The organism is Tessaracoccus lapidicaptus (genome assembly GCF_001693815.1).
Classification (GTDB): domain Bacteria; phylum Actinomycetota; class Actinomycetes; order Propionibacteriales; family Propionibacteriaceae; genus Arachnia; species Arachnia lapidicapta.
Genome location: NZ_MBQD01000024.1, coordinates 106,025 through 124,485, shown reverse-complemented (window position 1 = coordinate 124,485; position 18,461 = coordinate 106,025). Strand labels below are relative to the sequence as shown.

General features: G+C 71.0%; 16 protein-coding genes. 5 read left to right on the top strand and 11 right to left on the bottom strand.

Annotated elements, in window-relative coordinates:
- Positions 1–44: 44 nt before the first annotated feature.
- Entirely contained in the window at positions 45–3,092 is a 3,048-nt protein-coding gene (locus BCR15_RS11440) for a S8 family peptidase (protein WP_068752335.1), read from the bottom strand.
- Positions 3,093–3,321: 229 nt separating this feature from the next.
- On the opposite strand from BCR15_RS11440, the gene BCR15_RS11435 reads away from it, so the two are divergent.
- Complete coding sequence (locus tag BCR15_RS11435; RefSeq protein ID WP_068752334.1) at positions 3,322–4,392, top strand: LLM class flavin-dependent oxidoreductase; 1,071 nt, start codon at positions 3,322–3,324, stop codon at positions 4,390–4,392.
- Positions 4,393–4,394: 2 nt separating this feature from the next.
- Here BCR15_RS11435 and mnhG read toward each other — a convergent pair whose 3' ends face one another.
- The 10 genes from mnhG to BCR15_RS11385 all read right to left on the bottom strand — a co-directional run bounded on the left by mnhG (position 4,395) and on the right by BCR15_RS11385 (position 14,813).
- Entirely contained in the window at positions 4,395–4,784 is a 390-nt protein-coding gene (gene mnhG, locus BCR15_RS11430) for a monovalent cation/H(+) antiporter subunit G (RefSeq protein ID WP_228383457.1), read from the bottom strand.
- Positions 4,781–5,095: a monovalent cation/H+ antiporter complex subunit F gene (locus BCR15_RS11425; protein ID WP_068752333.1), complete on the bottom strand. Its 315-nt coding sequence runs from the start codon at positions 5,093–5,095 to the stop codon at positions 4,781–4,783. The genes mnhG and BCR15_RS11425 overlap by 4 nt, the downstream gene beginning before the upstream one ends.
- 3 nt (positions 5,096–5,098) lie before the next feature.
- Positions 5,099–5,686: a Na+/H+ antiporter subunit E gene (locus BCR15_RS11420; protein ID WP_078919811.1), complete on the bottom strand. Its 588-nt coding sequence runs from the start codon at positions 5,684–5,686 to the stop codon at positions 5,099–5,101.
- Entirely contained in the window at positions 5,683–7,233 is a 1,551-nt protein-coding gene (locus BCR15_RS11415; RefSeq protein WP_232087629.1) for a Na+/H+ antiporter subunit D, read from the bottom strand. The genes BCR15_RS11420 and BCR15_RS11415 overlap by 4 nt, the downstream gene beginning before the upstream one ends.
- The gene (locus BCR15_RS11410; protein ID WP_068752332.1) at positions 7,230–7,658 is read right to left on the bottom strand and encodes a Na(+)/H(+) antiporter subunit C; all 429 of its coding nucleotides are present in this window, start codon (positions 7,656–7,658) and stop codon (positions 7,230–7,232) included. Before BCR15_RS11410 ends, BCR15_RS11415 begins: the two co-directional genes overlap by 4 nt.
- Entirely contained in the window at positions 7,655–10,657 is a 3,003-nt protein-coding gene (locus tag BCR15_RS11405; RefSeq protein WP_078919810.1) for a Na+/H+ antiporter subunit A, read from the bottom strand. Before BCR15_RS11405 ends, BCR15_RS11410 begins: the two co-directional genes overlap by 4 nt.
- Before the next feature lie 85 nt (positions 10,658–10,742).
- The gene (locus BCR15_RS11400; RefSeq protein ID WP_068752331.1) at positions 10,743–11,537 is read right to left on the bottom strand and encodes a deoxyribonuclease IV; all 795 of its coding nucleotides are present in this window, start codon (positions 11,535–11,537) and stop codon (positions 10,743–10,745) included.
- Positions 11,538–11,547: 10 nt separating this feature from the next.
- Positions 11,548–12,576 (bottom strand): LacI family DNA-binding transcriptional regulator, encoded by a 1,029-nt coding sequence (locus tag BCR15_RS11395; RefSeq protein ID WP_068752330.1) that lies wholly within the window; start codon positions 12,574–12,576, stop codon positions 11,548–11,550.
- 268 nt (positions 12,577–12,844) lie between these two features.
- Positions 12,845–13,852, bottom strand: coding sequence for a Gfo/Idh/MocA family protein (locus BCR15_RS11390; protein ID WP_068752329.1), 1,008 nt, complete (start codon positions 13,850–13,852; stop codon positions 12,845–12,847).
- A 28-nt stretch (positions 13,853–13,880) separates the two neighbouring features.
- On the bottom strand, positions 13,881–14,813 hold the full coding sequence (locus BCR15_RS11385) for a sugar phosphate isomerase/epimerase family protein (RefSeq protein WP_068752328.1): 933 nt from the start codon (positions 14,811–14,813) through the stop codon (positions 13,881–13,883).
- 159 nt (positions 14,814–14,972) lie between these two features.
- On the opposite strand from BCR15_RS11385, the gene BCR15_RS11380 reads away from it, so the two are divergent.
- From BCR15_RS11380 to rpsF, 4 genes are all read left to right on the top strand, one after another.
- Positions 14,973–16,784, top strand: a complete 1,812-nt coding sequence (locus BCR15_RS11380) for an AMP-dependent synthetase/ligase (protein WP_068752327.1) — start codon at positions 14,973–14,975, stop codon at positions 16,782–16,784.
- Positions 16,785–16,829: 45 nt separating this feature from the next.
- The gene (locus BCR15_RS11375) at positions 16,830–17,207 is read left to right on the top strand and encodes a rhodanese-like domain-containing protein (protein WP_068752326.1); all 378 of its coding nucleotides are present in this window, start codon (positions 16,830–16,832) and stop codon (positions 17,205–17,207) included.
- 10 nt (positions 17,208–17,217) lie between these two features.
- Positions 17,218–17,970 carry an SGNH/GDSL hydrolase family protein gene (locus tag BCR15_RS11370; RefSeq protein ID WP_078919808.1) on the top strand — a complete coding sequence of 251 codons (753 nt, stop codon included), beginning with the start codon at positions 17,218–17,220 and terminating at the stop codon, positions 17,968–17,970.
- Between the two features lie 115 nt (positions 17,971–18,085).
- Positions 18,086–18,373 carry a 30S ribosomal protein S6 gene (gene rpsF / locus BCR15_RS11365; protein ID WP_068752325.1) on the top strand — a complete coding sequence of 96 codons (288 nt, stop codon included), beginning with the start codon at positions 18,086–18,088 and terminating at the stop codon, positions 18,371–18,373.
- Positions 18,374–18,461 lie beyond the last annotated feature (88 nt).

The following is an 18,461-nucleotide window of genomic DNA, read 5'->3' as shown; positions in this document are numbered from 1 at the left end:
GGTGAGGGGCCCGCCCTGACGGACGGGCCCCTCGGTTGGGGGGACTACTTGACGGGGACCAGGACGGCCTCCGAGCCGGCCGGGTTGTCGTAGGCGACGGCCATGAAGCCGAGCGGCTTCTGGGTCTCGACCTGACCCGGAGTGACCGTCACCGGGAGAGCGACGGTGGCGTCCGGTGCCACGGTTGCGGCCAGGCCGTTGCTCAGAGCCGGGGAGGAGACCTGGTAGGCGGCGGAGCCGTCGAACATGTCCCACTCCGAGCCGTAGAAGGACACGACGGAGTAGCTGAACTGGTTCGTCAGACCCAGCAGGCTGGCCGGCACGGGCAGGAGCACGGTGCTCGAGTCCGTCGGGGAGGAGGCCAGGAAGCCGGCGGCGTACAGACCGCCCGTCGCGTGGTCGTAGACGAACACTTCGTTGACCCCGTCGTGGTCGCCTGCGCGGATCGCGCCGGAGTCGTAGCTGAAGACCGTCACGTCCGTGGCGCCGTCGCCGTTGTTGTCGATCGGGATGTCGAACTCGATCGACGCGGCGTTGCTGAACCGGTCGTGCATGGACACGGCGAACACCAGGTAGTCGCGGCCCTTGGAGCGGAAGGACTGGATGCCCGCCGCCTTGAGGTCGAACCCGGCAGCCGTGGGCTGGTCGTCGGCGTCCTCGAGCCCCCAGACGAACACGTCCGCCCGGGCGGCCGTCGCGGCGCCCTCGTTGGTGAGGGTGAGCGTCCCCTTGGGCTCCGTGGCCGAACCCTCGAACGAGGCCGCCACGTTGGTGGCGCGCCGGGGCACCAGGAGGGCCCCGATCCGGTGGGTGGCGGTGCCACTGGCCAGTACCACGTGACCGGACACCTCGGCGAACGCGTGCTGCGTGCTGCCGAGCGACGAGGCGACGTCAGCGGCCCTGACGGTCATGGTGACGGCCACGGTCGCGGTCTTGCCTGCCCTCACGGTCACCGACCGCTTGTTCAGGCTCACGGTCGCCGGCAGCGAGGCATCGGTGGGCTCGTAGGACACTGTGAAGGTCTGGGTGGTCTTGCCCCGGTTGACCACGGTCACCGTCTTCGTGGCGGTGGTGTCGCGGCCCAGCTCGGCGAACCCGAAGCTCAGGGTGGCCTCGCGGAAGGCAGCCTTGCCGCGGGCGGTGTCGCCGTAGGCGAAGGTGCTGGTCTCCACCAGTTCAGCCGTGTCGACCAGGCCGCCGCCGCGGGTGAGGCGGTAGCCCGCCACCGCGGCGGGGTCGGCGGTCGACACCAGCGCTGCGCTGACGTCCTGGCCGCTCCACTTCGGGTGCGCCTGGACGCCGAGGGCGGCGACGCCCGCCACGTGCGGTGCGGCCATCGAGGTGCCCGAGAGGAACATCGCGCCAGTACCGGAACCGACGGCTGCCGATGCGACGGACACACCGGGCGCCGTCACCGACGGCTTGAGACCGGAGTCCCCGGACCGTGGGCCGGCCGACGTGAACGATCCGAAGCCCTCGAAGCCGGGGTTGGGGAGCGACAGCTCGGACAGTGACAGCGTGGCTCCACTGGTGAGCGCGGCGCCATCGCTGCTGCGCACGCCCAGGAACGGGATCGTGACGACTGCCGGAGTGCCGTCGTCCGGGTTCTCCGTGATGGGCCCCTCGAAGGGCGGCAGGGTGTCGGCCGAGTTCACCATAACGACGGCCACCGCGCCGGCGGCCTGCCCGTGGATGGCGCGGGCGACGCGGGCGCAGGTGCCGCGGACGCTCACGGCGATCTGGTTCGCGCCGGTAGTGATCCCCGCCTTGAGGAAGGCGTCCGGCGAACAACCGAGGCTCTCGTCCTCGGCGGTGGCCGGGTCGTCCGTGAGCCGGACCACGGTCAGTTCCTTGCTCGGCAGAGCCGCGCCGTTGGCGTTGATGGCCTCGATGTTCTTGCCCGCAACGCTCAGCGTTGCGCCGGGGAAGGACGCCGTGGCGTCGGATGCGGCGACGCTGATGACGCCGTCGCCGGTGCCGGGGGACCCGGTGAGGTAGGGGCTGGGTCCGGAGTTGCCCGCCGAGGCGACGACGACGACGCCGGCAGCCGTGGCGTTCGTGGCGGCCACGGCGCTCGGGTCGTCCTTGGTGCCGTAGCTCGACCCGAGCGACATGTTGATGACGTCCATCCCCTGCTCGACGGCCCAGTCGATGGCCTCGACCGTGACGTCGGTGGACCCGCCACAGCCGAAGACGCGCAGCGCGTAGAGGTCGACCTGCGGCGCGACACCCGGGCCGACCAGGAAGTCGGCCTCGGACGTGGTGGCGTCATAGGGGCCGGCGTACGGCTCGCCCTCGAGGGTGACGCCGCCGCCGCCGGTGGTGCCGGCGACGTGGGTGCCGTGGCCGTTGCAGTCGAGCGGGTTGGGGTCGGGCTGAGGGACGGAGCCCGCGGTCGAGGCGTCGTAGTCGTCGCCCACGAAGTCCCACCCGCCCTTGATCCGGGGAGCCTTGGGGCCGAACAGGGCCGGATCCGCGGCCTGGTCAGACGTCGCGGCGGCGGCACGGAAAGCCTCCCGGGTGCCGGGGCCACCGAAGGTCGCGTGTGTGTAGTCGATGCCGGTGTCGATGATGGCGACCTTGACGTCCTCGCCGGTGTAGCCGGAGTCCTGCCACACCTGGTCGACGCCGAGGTAGGGGATCGTCGTGGCGTTGGTGGGCTCAACGATCTGGACGGAGTGCACTGCCTTGACGCCGGGGAGATCGGCCAGCGCCGCCACATCCTTGCGCGCGATCGACACCTTCACGCCGTTGTAGGCCGTCTGCACCTGCGACCGGACCTCGCCGCCGAGCTTCGCGATGGCCGGCTTGAGCGAGTCCTGCGCCGCCTTGCGCTCCGCCTTCAGGCGCTGCTTCTCCTGAGCGGTCAGTGAGCCGCGCTGCGCCTGGACCGAGGCCACGGGCTCAGCCGCCAACTCGACCATGACGGTGACCCGACTCTCGTCGACGGTCGCGGGCAGCTGACGGCTGGAAATCCGACCGCCTTCGACGGCCTCGAACCGGTCGAGCGGGTCTTCGGGGGCGGCCTGGGCGGCCACGGGGGCTGCGATGGCCAGCAATGCGGTGAGGGCTACGGTGCCGACTCTCTTCATGCGATCCGCCGTTCACTAGGGGGCATGCGGGATGCGGTCACCCTATTGACGCCCCCCGGCTCGGTCAATGGCCGAAAGTGGGGGTCTCGAGGACAGGTTGAGGGTGCGACCGAACCACCCGTCAGTCTGGCAGCCGGCCGGGGCCCCCGGAGGCGTTGCATGAACGTGCATGTCATTAGGTGTGCTGTGAGCGGATGTGCATCATCGCGCCCGCCTAAGCTCGGGAGTCATGCGACTGTCCGTACTCGACCTCATCCCCGTCCGCCGCGGCCAGACCACCGCCCAGGCGCTGCGCGCCAGCCGGGCCCTGGTAGAGGCCGCGGACCGGCTCGGCTACGACCGCTACTGGGTGGCCGAGCATCACAACGCGGCGTCGGTGGCATCCACGTCGCCGGCCGTCGAGCTCATGTACCTGGGCCAGAACACTTCACGGATCCGCCTCGGATCCGGCGGCGTGATGCTGCCCAACCACTCGCCACTGGCCGTGGCCGAGCAGTTCGCACTGCTGGCCGCCGCCTACGGCGACCGGATCGACCTCGGTATCGGCCGCGCGCCCGGCACGGACCCCGTCACGTCGGCCGCCATCCGGGGGCAGCTTCGCGGGGGCCACATGGTCGACGCGAGCGGGCGCCCCACCGACCCTGTCGAGGAGTTCCCCACCAACATCCGCGACATTCTCGCGCTGCTCGGCCCGGAGGGGGCCGAGATCCGCTTGCGGCACGGCCGCACCTACCAACTGCGGGCCACCCCCGCCGCCGAGCACGCCCCGGAGCTGTGGCTCCTGGGGTCCAGTGACTACTCCGCCGAGTTGGCCGCCACGCTGGGCCTGCCCTACGTCTTCGCGCACCACTTCTCCGGGCGCGGTACCCACCGCGCGCTCGACCTGTACCGCGGTGGGTTCCTGCCCAGTGGCCATGCGGAGGCTCCGCGCACCTTCGTGACGGTCAACGTCTCGGTCGCGGAGACGGCGGACGAGGCCTGGGAGTTCTCCGAGCCGCACCAGTTCCTCATGGCCTCCCTGGCCACCCGGGGCACCATGGACCCCCAACCTCACGTCGGGGCCGAGGCGCGGGCGCTGTTGACCGACGACCTGCGCGCCGTGGTCGCCCCCAGCGTCGCGACCTGGGCAGTCGGCGATGTCGGCCAGGTCCGCGACGCCCTCCTCCGCACCGCCGAGGACTTCGGCGTGGACGAGATCATGGTCCACCTGGTGGCGGGGGCCCGGGAGACGGACGACGCCGACGCGTGGCCGGCGAAGCTGCGGGGGCTCGACCTGCTGGCCGAGGCGCTGCTGGACTGAGGTCAGAGGTCCAGGTGCCCGGCCTCGGTGCCCACGGGGCGGGAGTATCCGGCAGCCCGCAGGTCCTCGGTCAGGTGGTCGATCCGGAGCAGGTCGTCGCGGGCCAGTCCCGCGCGGTAGGCGCCCCGCGCCACCAGAGTGGCCGCCACGGGCGCGGTGAGGAGCTGCAGGGCGACGATGAGCAGCGCGAGACCCGCCGCCCACCAGGTGCGCAGGCTGACCGCGATGCCGGCGGCGACGCAGATCAGCCCCAACACCTGCGGCTTGCTGACGGCGTGCAGCTTGCCGATGACGTCGGGGAACCTGACGAGCGACACGGCCGCGCCGAAGCAGAGGACGGCACCCGCCAGCACCAGCAGGGCACCGGCGAGATCGAACACCTGATCAATCACTGGCCCTTCCCCTCTCCGGAGCTGCGGTACTGGCGCCGGGTGGCCATGCGGTCGGCGACGAGGCGGGCCACGGACACGGCTCCCGTGAAGCCCAGCAGCGACAGGAGCAGGAGGATGAGGACCTCAGTGGGGCCGTCCGACCAGACGGTCCAAGCGCCGAGCGAGGCCACCGCGACGGCGACGATGAGGTCGGCCGCCACGGAGCGGTCCAGCTGCGTGGGCCCCTCGGCGATCCGGTTCACCCCGATGATGCCCGCGACGGCCAGCAGGACCGCGGCGACGCCCAGAACGATGTCGGTGGCCAGGTCCATGGGTCACTCCTCCATCTGGGGGGTCAGTGCGGCCGGGTGGGCGAGACAGGCGAGGTCGAAGGCGTGGATCTGCTCCGCGGACCCGAACGCCCGCACCACGCCGGACTCGACGGCCATCACCATCCGCTGGACCTTGTCGACGGACTCGGCGTCGTGAAGCTCCAGGGCGTGGAGGTACAGCCGACGGGGGTGCCGGACCACCTCGACGACCACCGTGCCCGGGACCAGCGACAGCAGTTCGGCGACGGCCACCTGATAGAGGTCGTCGTCGGTGTGCAGGTCGACCCGCACGATCCCCGCGTCGAGCTTCACCTCCCGGAGGAACGCCAGCCGGAGGATGCGCAACGAGGAGACCACCAGGTCCAGCAGCAGGTGTCCCAGCAGGCGCAGGAAGCCCAGCGGGCGGAACCGGCCCGTCCAGTGGATCGGCGGCAGCGGGAACACGACGTCGACCACCCAGGCGATGAGGATCCCGGACAGGACGATCAGCGGCGACGCGCTGCCCCACAGCAGCGCCCACACCAGGGTCATCCCGAGGATCGAGAGGGGACGGACTCGCATCCGGTCGCGCCACGGCGTCGTCGATCTCATCGCAGCCCCTCGGGAAGCACGGCCGCGATGTAGGAGCCGTCGCGCAGCGCGGCCGCCGCCGCGTGCGTGTACTCGTAGAGCGGCCCGGCGAACACGGTCAGGCCCAGGCCGAAGACGACCAGTGCCATCGTCGCGCCGACCTGCAGCGGGGGCATGGGGCGCGTGTCGTCGTCCTCGTGGCCGTCGCCGTCGATGTCGATGACACGCGCCGCGCGTCGCTCCTCGGCGGGCGTGATGCCCCAGAAGGCGCGGTTCCAGACTTTGGCCATCGCGATGAGCGTGAGGAGGCTGGTGGCGACCCCGCCGGCCACGACCGCCCACGCGAGCGGTGTCCCGGCGGCGGCGCCAGCCTGCAGCAGCCCCAGTTTGCCGATGAACCCCGACAACGGCGGGATGCCGGCCAGGTTCATCGCGGGGACGAAGAACAGGACGGCCAGCAGCGGGGCGACGCCGAGCAGGCCGCCGAGGCCGTCGAGCGACGACGTGCCTCCGCGACGTTCGATGAGGCCGGTCACGAGGAACAGCGTGGCCTGGATGGTGATGTGGTGGGCCGTGTAGAAGATGGTCGCGGCCATGCCGGCCTCGCTGGCCAGCGAGATGCCGAACACCATGTAGCCGATGTGGCTGATGAGCGTGAACGACAGCATGCGCTTGATCTCCACCTGCGCGATCGCGCCCAGGATGCCCACCACCATGGTGAACAACGACGCCACCATGAGCACGTCGTTGACCGGAGAGGTCGGGAACAGCAACGTCTCGGTGCGGATGATCGCGTACACGCCGACCTTGGTGAGCAGGCCCGCGAACACGGCCGTGACGGGTGCCGGCGCCGTCGGATACGAGTCGGGCAGCCACGACGCCAGGGGGAACATGGCCGCCTTGATGGCGAACGTGACGATGAGCAGCACCTCGAGGAGCAGTTGCACCGGCTCCGTGAGGTCCCGCAGCCTCACGGCGAGGTGGGCCAGGTTGACGGTGCCGGTGGCGGCGTAGACGCTTGAGATGGAGATGAGGAACAGCGCGGAGCTGAGCAGGGACACGATGATGTAGGTGGTGCCGGCGCGGATCCGGTCGGCGGTGCCGCCCAGCGTCAGCAGCACGTAGGACGAGAACAGCAGCATCTCGAACCCGACGAACAGGTTGAACAGGTCCCCGGCCAGGAAGGCGTTGGAGACGCCCGCCATGAGCAGCAGGAAGGTGGGGTGGAAGATCGACACCGGGGTCTCGCGGCGCTGCTCGTCGCTGTCCTGGCCGGTGGCGAACAGCAGCACGCAGAGGGCCACCACGGAGGCGACGAACAGCATGAGGGAGCTCAGCCGGTCGGCCACCAGCGCGATGCCGAGCGGCTCGGCCCACGCGCCCAGCCAGAGCGCGACCGGCCCCACCTGGTGCGTGTGCCACATCAGGACGCCGGCCACGCCCATGATGCCGGTGAGGCTGACGACAGACACGGCGCGCTGCACGCCGGGACGGCCAGGGAGCGCCAGCGCGACGGCGGCGCCGAAGACGGCCAGGAGCATGGGCGCGGCCAGCAGGTCGGACATCATTCGCTCACCACATCCTCTCCGCTGTCGGAGAACGTGGTGTCCTCGTAGGACTCCGAGGCCGCGTCCGCCTCCGCAAGGCGGCGGATCCGGGCGTCCTCGACGTCGTCGGCGACCTCGTCGTGGCCGTGCAACTGGAAGCTGCGGTAGGCGACCGTCAGCACGAAGGCCGCCACGGCCATGGTGATGACGATCGCGGTGAGCACCATGACCTGAGGCAGCGGGTCCGATGTGGTCTCCGGGTCCCCGAGCCCGACGATGGGCGGGGTGCCGGGCCGGCCGGCGGCGACGACGAACAGCAGGTTCACGCCGTTGCTGATGACCAGGACGCCGAGCAGGATGCGGGTGAGCGAGCGCTCGAGCAGCAGGTAGACGCCGCTGGCGACGAGGACGCCGGCGGTGATGGCGAGGAGGAGGTTCGCGGTCATCGCCGTCCCCCTCCGCGTCCGGGCGCGTCGTCGTGGGCCTCACCGGTGCCCCGGTCCGCGACCTGGCCGCGGTGCCGGGCGGGCAGGGCGATCGTCGAGTCGGGCAGCGGCATGGGGGCGATCTCGTCGGTGGCGTGCTGGTCGACGCCGGAGCCGAGGCTGCGCGCGATGTCGAGGAGCATGCCTACGACGATGAGGTAGACGCCGATGTCGAACACCGTGGAACTCACGAGGTGGATCTCGCCGAACAGGGGGAGCTCGCCCCAGAGGGTGGCGACGGAGTCGGGTCCGGGCACGTTGAGGTAGAAGTCGTAGCTCTGCAGGATCCGACCGCCCGCGAGCAGGGGTGCGACGGCCGTGCCGAGGGCGAGGGCGAGTCCGCCGCCGAGCAGCCGGCCGGCGTCGAGCGGGGCGGCCTCGTCGAGTTCGTGACGGCCCGCCGCGAGGTAGCGGATGATCAGCGCCATCCCGGCCACCAGGCCGCCCGCGAACCCGCCGCCGGGGGAGTTGTGCCCCGCCAGCAGCAGGTACACGGACACGACGATCATGACGCCGAACAGGAGCCGGGTCACGACCTCGAACACGAGCGACCGCACCAGCGGGGACAGGGTCTGGCCGCCGCGCAGCCACACCCCGGGCGCGGTGTCGGCCATCGGGGCGTCCTCACGGTCCGCGAACACGTCCTCGGTGGTCGTCACCCCGCCGACGCGCGAGCGGAGGAAGATCAGCGACGCCACGCCCGTTGCGGCGATGACCAGGACCGCGATCTCGCCGAAGGTGTCCCAGGCGCGGATGTCGACGAGCGCGACGTTGACGATGTTCTTCCCGTAGCCGAACTCGTAGGCCGCCTCGTACCAGGCCTCCGACACCGGGTCGGCCACCCGGGCGCCGGCGCTGACCAGCGCCACCAGAGTCACCGTCGTCCCGACCGCGACCGCGACCAGGATGCGCCACCACCGGCTGGAACTGAGCGGCCGGTTGGTGAAGTAGCGGGGCAGCTTGCGCACCACCAGCACGAAGACCACCAACATGGCGGTCTCGACGAGGACCTGCGTGAGCGCCAGGTCCGGGGCCCCCGCCATGGCGAACATGAGCGCCAGACCGTATCCGGTGACGCCGACCAGGAGGATGGCGCGGATCCGTCCGCGCGACCATGCGGCCAGGACCGCGGCCGTGGCCATGACCGCCGCCACCAGCAGCTGTGGCCAGTGGTCGAACGCCCGGTACTCCGGCCAGATCCGGATCCGCAGCATCGCGAAGGTGGCCAGGCCGACGAGGGTGACGAGGATCGTGCCCAGGTAGATCGAGAGCGAGCCGCGCTGCGATCGGGCCGTCACCTCGACGGCCACCCGGTCCAGCCTCTGCATCGAGCGGTGGTAGACCTCCTCCGCGGTGACCGTGGAGGGGAACGTCGCTTGGACGGCCGAGATGCGGGTGCGGAAGACGAACAGCGCGATGCCGCCGGCCACGGCGGCGATCGACATGATCAGCGGCCACGTGAACCCGTGCCACAGGGCCAGCCCATGGCTCGCCTCCCCGGCCGAGACGGTGCGGGCGTACACGTCCAGCACGGCGGTGAGCTGCGGGCCCAGGAAGCCGCCGGCGAGCGAGGCGACGGCGAGCACGGCCGGCACGGCGACGATCCCGACGGCCGGCCGGTGCCAGGAGAGGACGGGACCGCCGTCCTTCGGGGCGAACGCGCCCCACCACCAGCGCAACGAGTAGGCGACTGTCAGGGCGGAGCCGAAGACCAGCGCGGCGGCCAGCGCCGCGGCGGCGAGCGGCGTCACCGGCGCCAGGTCACCGCGCACCAGGTACTCGACGGACTCGAAGGCCGCCTCCTTGGTGAGGAAGCCGATCAGCGGGGGGAACCCGGCCATGGACAGGGCGGCGAACCCGCCCAGGGCGGCCAGCCAGGGCACGCGATAGGCCACGCCGTTCAGCTCGCGCAGGTCCCTCGTCCCGGCCGAGTGGTCGATGACGCCGACGGTCATGAACAGCGTCGACTTGAACAGCGCGTGGGCGACCACCGTGGCCAGCCCTGCCAGCGCTGCCGCCTCCGTCCCGAGCCCCACGAGCAGCACCATGAAGCCCAACTGGCTCACGGTGCCGTAGGCGAGGAGCAGCTTGAGGTCGGTCTGGCGCAACGCCCGCCAGCCGCCCAGGATCATCGTCGTGGCGCCCAGGATCATCACGGTCCCGCGCCAGAACGGGACGGTCGCGAACGCGGGCGCCAGCGCGGCGACCAGGTAGACGCCGGCCTTCACCATCGCGGCAGCGTGCAGGTAGGCCGAGATGGGAGTGGGGGCCGCCATCGCGCCCGGGAGCCAGAAGTGGAAGGGGACCAGTGCGGATTTGCTGAGCGCCCCTACCAGCATCAGCAGGGCCCCGACCGTGGCGAGCGTCCCCGACGGCGGATCGGCGACCAGCTCGGCCAGCGACAGCGTGCCCGAGGTCTGCCAGAGCGCGACGATGCCCACCAGCATGGCCAGTCCACCGGTGGTGGTGACGATGAGCGCGGTCTGGGCCGCGCCGCGGTTGGCCCGGCGGGAGGGCTCGTGGCCGATCAACAGGTACGAGAAGACGGTCGTCAGCTCCCAGAACACGTAGAGCAGGACGAGGTTGTCGGCCGTGACGAGGCCCAGCATGGCCCCGGCGAAGAGCGTCAGCACCGCAGGGGAGCGGCCCGAGTGCGTGCCGTCGAAGTACCAGCGGCTGTAGAGCATCACCGCGGCGCCGACCCAGGTGACGACGAGCGCGAGTACCCACTGCAGCAACCCGATGCGCAGGCTGACGGCCACGTCGAGTTGCCGGATCCACGTGTGGTGCTCGACGTAAGCCTCCCCGCCCAGGACGGTGGGGGCCAACGTCACGAGCCACGCCCCGGCCGCCGCGGGGACGAGGGCCAGCAGGTAGAAGGTGCGGGCCCCCCAGCGCGACACCAGAGCGGGAGTGAGCGCGCCGATCACCGCATGCGCGGCGATCAGGGCTACGAGCACGCCAGAACTCCTGTCCGGTCCGGGTCCGTGGTGGCGGGGGCCAGTCTAGCGGGGCCGACGTCGGCCAGGGGCGCTGTGGCTGGCGCTACACGGCGGACTGGAGCCACGCCAGGTCCGCGGTGCGCTCCGGCACCCCGCCCGGCGTCTCCAGCAGCGTGATGGTGGCGGCGTCCCGGACCACGCAGGCCAGGAGGTCGCCGTCGATGAGGCCCTGGCCGAGGTTGGTGTGCCGGTCCGCGCCGCTGCCTGGGAGGTCGCGCGAGTCGTTGCAGTGCACGACGTCGACGCGACCCGTGATGCCCCTGACGCGCCCGACCAGGCCGTCGAGGTCGAGGCCGGCCGCGTGCGCGTGGCACGTGTCGAGGCAGAAGCCCACCCGGTCAGCGTTGGGCGACGACTCGAGCGCGGACCACAGCCGGTCGATCGCCTCGAGCTCACGGGTCATGGCGTTGGTGCCGCCGGCGGTGTTCTCGATGAAGATGGGGACCGGCAGGTCCAGGCCGTCGACCGCCTTGCGCCAGTTCGCGAAGCCGACCGCGGGGTCCTCCGACTGCGTGACGTGCCCGCCGTGCACCACCACACCCAGCGCCCCGACGGCGGCCGCCTCGGTGACGGTCTGTTGGAGCAGTTTCCGGGAGGGGAGGCGGATGCGGTTGTTGGTCGAGGCGACGTTGAGCGCGTACGGCGCGTGGACGACGACGCCGATGCCGGCGTCCTCGGCCGCGGCACGCAGCGCGGGGGCGCCCCCCTCGACCAGCGTCGTCGGCTTCTTCCAGCTCTGTGGGTCACCCAGGAAGATCTGGACGGCCCCGATGCTGAGAGCGGCGGCCTCGGCCAGGGGGTCGGTGGAATCGACGTGGGCACCGAGTCGAAGCGTCATAGGCGCCACCCTAGTCGCGGCCGCCGACAGTTCCCGGGCGCGGACCGGCAGTGGAGGCGCGGTCGATGAGCCGGGCGGGCACCACGACGTCGGCATGCGTGGCGCGTCCCTGGACCCGTTCATCGAGCAGTTCGACGGCGGTCCTGGCCAGCGTGGTCGCGTCCAGGTCCACGCTGGTCAGCGATGCGCCCGGCAGGTGAGTCAGGGACGTGTTGTCGAAGCCGGACAGGCCGATGTCCGCGCCGGTGCGCAGCCCGAGCGCCTCGACGTGACTGGCGACCGCCGTCGCGACGCGGTCGTTGTGGCACACCACGCCGGTACCGGGTAGGAGGAGCTCGTCGAGGCCGTCGATGCGTTCGCCCGCGACGCCGTGGTGGCGGGCGGTGAGTGTGACGGGCGGCCGGCCGCCGGCCTGCTGGGCGTCCAGGTAGCCGAGCCGGCGTTCGCGGGACGAGTCGCCCTCCGCGGGCCGGTCGTAGCCGACGTAGATGACGGGGTCATAGCCCCGCGTCCACAGGTGCTCGGTCACCAGCCGTGCGTTGGCCCGGTCATCTGAGCGGACGAGGTCCACCGTGGCGGGGGCCCGGTTGCGGGTGAGGACGACGGTGGGGGTCAGGGCGCCGTAGGCCCCCAGAGCCGCCATGTCCAGCAGTGGGGACACGAGGACCAGGCCGGCCACGCGCAGCTCGAGGAACCGCTCGATGGCGTTGACCTCGCGTTCGGCGTCCTCGGCGATGGTGGCCAAGAGGGGGACGTAGTCGTGCGCGTCGCCCGCCGCGCGCAGGGCCTCGGCCAGCTCGCCGTGGAAGAGGTTGCCGAACCCCGGAAGCACGACGCCGATGAGGTCGGACCGGTTGCGGGCCAGGGCGCGGGCGGCGGCGTTGGCGCGGTAGCCGAGTTCGGCCATGGCGGTCTCCACGGCGGCACGCCGCTCGGCCGACACCCGGGGATCACCGCGGACGACCAGCGACACCAACGGGCGCGACACCCCAGCCAGGCGCGCGACGTCGGCCTGGGTAGGTCGGCGTCGCTGCGGCATCCTCGTCCTCCTCGCTCGGGTGGTGAGTCTATGGCCCCGCTGGGGCTGGGTGGGTTGAGCCTGACTCGCGGTCTGTGGGGAGGGGTTGAGCCTGATCCATGTCTCGATGGCGTTGGCAGCGTCATCACCGCAGATTCCGCCGTCGAGCCGCGGACCAGGCTCAACGGGGTGCGACGGACCGCGTGTCAGGCTCAACGCGACCCGGGGTGCGGAGCGCCGCAGCGCCCCACACCCCGTCCCCATCACCATGAGGTTTCTGGCCGGCCCGTCAGTTGTAGAACGCGGGCTTGGCGATCATCTCCACGGGCACCTCGACGCCACCCGACTCCAGCGACCGGACCGCCGCGTCGACGACGACGCCCGCCGCGTACCCGTCCCAGGCGCTGGATCCGGTGTGCTCGTCACGCTCGACGGCGCGGATCCACTGCTGGACCTCGGCGTTGAACGCGTCGTGGAAGCGGTCGATGTGGCTGCGGCAGATGGGGTTGCGCTCGCCCTCGCCGTCGCGGACGACCGTGCGGTGCTGGTCGCTCAGCCGGATCGTGCCCTGCTCCATGACGAGCTCACACTCGATGGAGTAGCCGAAGCCGATGTTGACGTTGACCTCGTCGTCGATGCGGACGCCGGACTCGGTGTACGCGACGAGCACCAGCGGGTCGGCGAGGTGCTCGAACCGGTGGCTGGTCGAGCGCGGGGTGTCGATGCGGACCCGCACGATCTCCTCGCCGAGCAGGTAGCGGCACGTGTCGATCTCGTGGATGGCCGTGTCGTCGATCATGTTGCGGGTCGTGTAGCCCTCTGGGACCGAGGGGTTGCGGTGCCGGCAGTGCACCAGCGTGGCGTAGCCGTGGTCGCCGGCGACGAGCGCCTCGCGCATCTCCTGGTAGCCCTTGTCGAAGCGGCGCATGAACCCCACCGTGATGAGCTTCTTGCCGGCCGCCTGTTCGGCCTCGAGGATCCGCAGCGAATCCTCGGTGAGGGTGGCCAGCGGCTTCTCCACCAGGACGTACTTGCCGGCCTGGACCGCCGCGATGACGTCGGGGGCGTGGACGCTGCCGAAGGTCGCGATGAGGACGGCGTCGACGTCCGGGTCGGCGATCAGCTCGGCGCCGGTGCCGTAGGCCTTGGCGCCCAGCGGCTCGGCGACGGCGCGGGCGCCGTCGAGGTTGAGGTCGGCCACCGCGACGACCCGGCCGCCGGCCAGTTCGGTCTCGATGCGCTCGATGTGGGCGCGGCCCATGCCGCCGGCGCCGATGACTCCGATGCGTACGGTCATTGTGATTCTCCTTCTCCGCCGGTGCGGGTCACTTGAGGCCGAGGCCGCACTCGGCCAGGTACTCGCGCATGAGGATGGCGTTGGGCTTGGGGAAGTCGGTCGGGCAGGGGTAGCAGTCCTGCTCGCAGATCGCGTAGATCTCCTTGTCGAGCTCCGCGAGGGCGTCGACGAAGGCGTGCATCTCGGGCAGCCCGGCCGGCGGGCGCACCGAGGCGCCCTTGGTGACGGCCTCGCCGAACGGCCAGTCCTCCTCGTGCGCCTGGCGGGTGATGTCCTCGTCGAACGCCTTGATGTGGACGTAGGTGATGCGCTCGGGGAACTTCTTCACCAGCTCGACGGGGTCGCCGCCGCCGTAGACGACGTGGCCCGAGTCGAGGCACAGGTTGACGTACGTGGGGTCCGTCGCCTCGAAGATGCGCGCGATCTCGTCGGGGGTCTCGATGTGCGAGTCGCCGTGGGGGTGCAGCACCATCTTGAGGCCGTAGTCGTCGAGGAGCAGCTTGCCGAGGCGGTTGGCGTTGTCGACGTAGAGGTTCCAGGCGCGGTCGCTGAGGACGCGGTCGTCGGTGAATTCCCAGGTCTTGTCGTCGCGGTAGAGCGGCGGCAGGTGGACGATGTACTCGGCGCCGACGGCGGCGTGCGTCTCGGCGATGGCGCGGAAGGTCCGCTCGGTCTCGGCCCAGGCCTCCTCCTTGTGGAGGATGCCCCAGCCGGTGCCGGCGACGACGCGCAGGCCGAACTCGTCGGTCCACTTCTTGAGTTCCTTGGGGTCCTTCGGGAAGTAGCCGAAGGGGCCGGTCTCGATGACCTCGAAGCCCGCCTCGGCCATCTCCTGCATGGCGCGGCGGGGGTCCATCTGCTTCTCGTCCTCGGGGAACCAGACGCCCCACTGGTCCGGGCAGACGCCGATGGTCAGCTTCGAGTACTTCGGATCAAGGGTGTTGCGGGCCTTGGAGGTCATGGTGTGCCTTCTCTCGTCGGTGAGGGTCCTGCGTGGTTAGCACGCGCTAATGGAACGTTAGCACGCTCTAACGGGGGTGTGCCAGGGGGGTGCGCTAACGGCCCCGAGCCTGGTCGGCGCTGGGTAGGCTTACTGCACCGTCGACACCAGGAGCCAGCAATGTCGCAGACCCAGCACGTCGTCACCCGCCTGCGGGAGGTCATTGCCCGCCACGGGTCGCGTCCAGCCACCCGCATCCGCGAGGGCGACCGGTGGGTGACCCAGAGCTACGACGAGTTCGGTGCGCGCGTGCTCGCCGTGGCGCAGGGTCTCCTCGACCTCGACGTCGAGGTCGGCGGTCGCGTCGGACTGTTCCTCGGCAACCGGCCCGAGTGGTCCGAGGTCGACTTCGGCGCGGCGACGGTCCGCGCCGTGCCGGTGCCGCTCTACGCCACGTCGACCCCCGAGCAGATCGAGCACATCGCGCGGGACTCCGGGCTCACCGTCATGGTGGTCGGGAACCAGAGCGAGTGTGAGCGCGTGCTGAGTGTCGCGGACCGGCTGCCCGACCTGCGGCACATCGTCATCGTCAAGCCGTACGCGGACATGCCCGACCGGGTCATGCCCTACCGCGACCTGCTGCGCGCACCCGAGGGCGACGCCGTCGAGGAGCGCTTCTCGGGGGCCCTCGGCGACGACCTCGCCTCGATCATCTACACCTCCGGCACCACGGGCGAGCCGAAGGGCGTCATGCTCCAGCACAGCGCATTCGTGACGCAGAGCGACGCGCTGGACCAGTTCTTCGACATCACGCCCGAGGACCACTCGCTGTCGTTCCTGCCGCTGTCGCACGCCTTGGAGCGCGCCTGGACCTTCGTCGTCCTCATGCACGGCTGCATGAACACCTACGTGGAGAACGCGCGCACGGTCGCGGAACAGATGGTGCTGGCCCAGCCCACCATGATGGTCAGCGTCCCGAAGCTGTTCGAGACCGTCTACGCCACGGCGCACCAGCGAGCGTCTGACTCCCCGGTGAAGCGGCAGATCTTCGCGTGGGCCCTCAAGGTCGGCCGGCACAACCAGTACGCCTACCGCTCGGGACGGCAGCCCGGCGCGGCGTTGCGGGCCCAGTTGGCCTTGGCGGACAAGCTCGTGCTCGGCAACGTGCGCGCGGCCATCGGAGGCCCCAAGAAGGTGCTGGCCTGCGGTGGCGCCCCGCTGCGCGCCGAGATCGAGGAGTTCTTCTCCGCCGTCGGCGTCCCAATCATGCAGGGCTACGGGCTGACGGAGGCCTCGCCGCTGATCACATTCAACGCGCCCGACGACTTCAAGCAGGGGACGGTGGGCAAGGTGCTGCCCGGCGGCGAGCTGCGGATCGGGGACCTCGGCGAGATCCTCTACAAGGGGCCCAACGTCATGAAGGGGTACTGGCAGCACGAGGAGGCGACCGCCGAGACCGTGATCGACGGCTGGCTGCACACCGGCGACGTCGGCTACGTCGACACCGACGGATTCCTCACCATCACCGACCGGCTCAAGGACATCATCGTCACGCTCGGGGGCAAGAACGTCGCCCCGCAGCCCATCGAGGGCCTCATCCTCTCCGATCCGCTGTTCGAGCACGCGGTGCTGCTGGGTGACAACCGACCCTTCGTCACCTTGCTGGTCAAGCCGTCGCTGCCGCACGTCGAGGCGCTCGCCAAGGCGCGCGCGTGGCCGGGCGAGCTGCACGACTGGTTGGCCAGCGGCGAACTGCGCGAGGAGCTGAAGAAGCGGGTGGACGAGCTGACGGCGAAGCTCCCCAGCCAGGAGCGCCCGAAGGACACCGAGGTGCTCCAGGAGGAGTTCACCATGGACAACGGCCTCCTGACCCCGACGCTGAAGGTCCGGCGCCGCGAGGTCGAGGCCAGGTTCAAGGCGCTCGTCGACGACATGTACGCCCGCCTGGAGCGGCTGAAGGAGCAGGGGCGCGGCGGAGCCGGCGGCGCGTGAGCCGCGCGGGTTGAGCGGGCGCCGCGGAGAGAGCACGATGGCCCCATGGGACTGATGGACTTCCTCGGGAAGCGGTCGCCCGGTCTGACGATCGAGGAGACCCTGACGGCGCTCAGCAAGGGTGCGGTGCTCATCGACGTGCGCACGCCGGGGGAGTACGAGGCCGGGCACGCGCCCGGCGCTCGCCCCGTGGACCCCAAGAGCCTGCACGCCGATCCGCTGGACGCCATCCACGGCGACGACCCCCTCGCCGAGCGTGACGCCGCCATCGTCGTCATGTGCGACAACGGGCTGCGGTCGTCGATCGCGGCCGCGGAGCTGCGGGGTCGCGGGCTCCTGGCCGAATCCGTCGCCGGCGGGCTGCGGGCGTGGGCCAAGGACGGCAACCCCGTGCTGCCAGGCCCCTACCGGCGGCGGCGCTGAGGAGCCGGCCATGCGTCGGCTTCCGGTGTTCCTGGGCGGGGCCGCCGTCGGCCTCGGACTCGGCGCGAGCGTCTCCGCCGCCACGACGGTGTGGCTGGAGGGCCGGCGCACCGTCAATCGTCATGTCGAGGACTACCGGTCGCACTGGGCCGCCCTGCACCACGCACCCCGCGAGGGCCTGCGGTACGTGGCCCTCGGCGACTCCGCCGCACAGGGGGTCGGCGCGACGTCGGTCACCCGCGGCTACGTGCCGCTGCTGGCCGAGCGCATCCGGCGCGCGTCCGGGCGTGACGTCGCGGTGACCAACCTGTCGGTGTCCGGCGCCACCAGCGCCGACGTCGTGCGCGAGCAGCTGCCCCGGCTGGCGGACCTGCCGTTCGAGCCTGACGTCGTGACTCTGGACATCGGCGGCAACGACGTCGTGTTCCCCGGCCACACCCCGGCCACGTTCGAGCGGAACCTCGACGAGATCCTGGCCGCGCTCCCGCCGGCGAGCTACGTGGCCGACGTGCCGTGGTTCATGCTGCCGGTGCTCGGGCGGCGCTCGCAGCGCATGTCGGTCCTGACGGCGGCGCTGGTCGAGCGCCACGGCCACCATCTGGTTCCGCTGCACCGGGTGTCGCGGGAGACCGGGCGGCTGCGCTACCACCGCTACACCGCGGGCGACTTCTTCCATCCCAACGATCTGGGATACGAGGGCTGGGCCGACGCGTTCTGGGGGACCATCGTGGCGAGCGGGCGCCTCGAGGAGCTGCGGGACTGATTTCCCCGGCGGCTCGGGGACCGGTAACCTTGGCGCTCGGTCGACTGCGGTCGGCCATGCCCTCCTGCCGCGGGAACGACCCGCGGCCGCTAGTCCGAAGGAGGTGGGGCTGAGCATGCGCAAGTACGAAGTCATGGTTCTCATCGATTCCGATGTCGATGAACGCCAGGTTCCCGCGCTCGTCGAGAAGCATCTCGAAGTCATCACCAACGGTGGTGGCACCGTCGACAACACCGACATCTGGGGTCGTCGTCGTCTTGCTTACGACATCAACAAGAAGTCCGAGGCGTACTACGCCGTCCTGCAGGTGACCGCGGAGCCCGCGACCGTCTCCGAGATGGATCGTCTGATGACCATCGACGAGAAGATCGTGCGTACCAAGGTGCTGCGGCGCGAGGACTGACTTTTCCACAGCCTCGACGTCGCGCGGCAAACCGGTGGGCGGCCCGCCCATCGTGACAGAGTCGGCGGCGGCGGATCGACGGTGAATC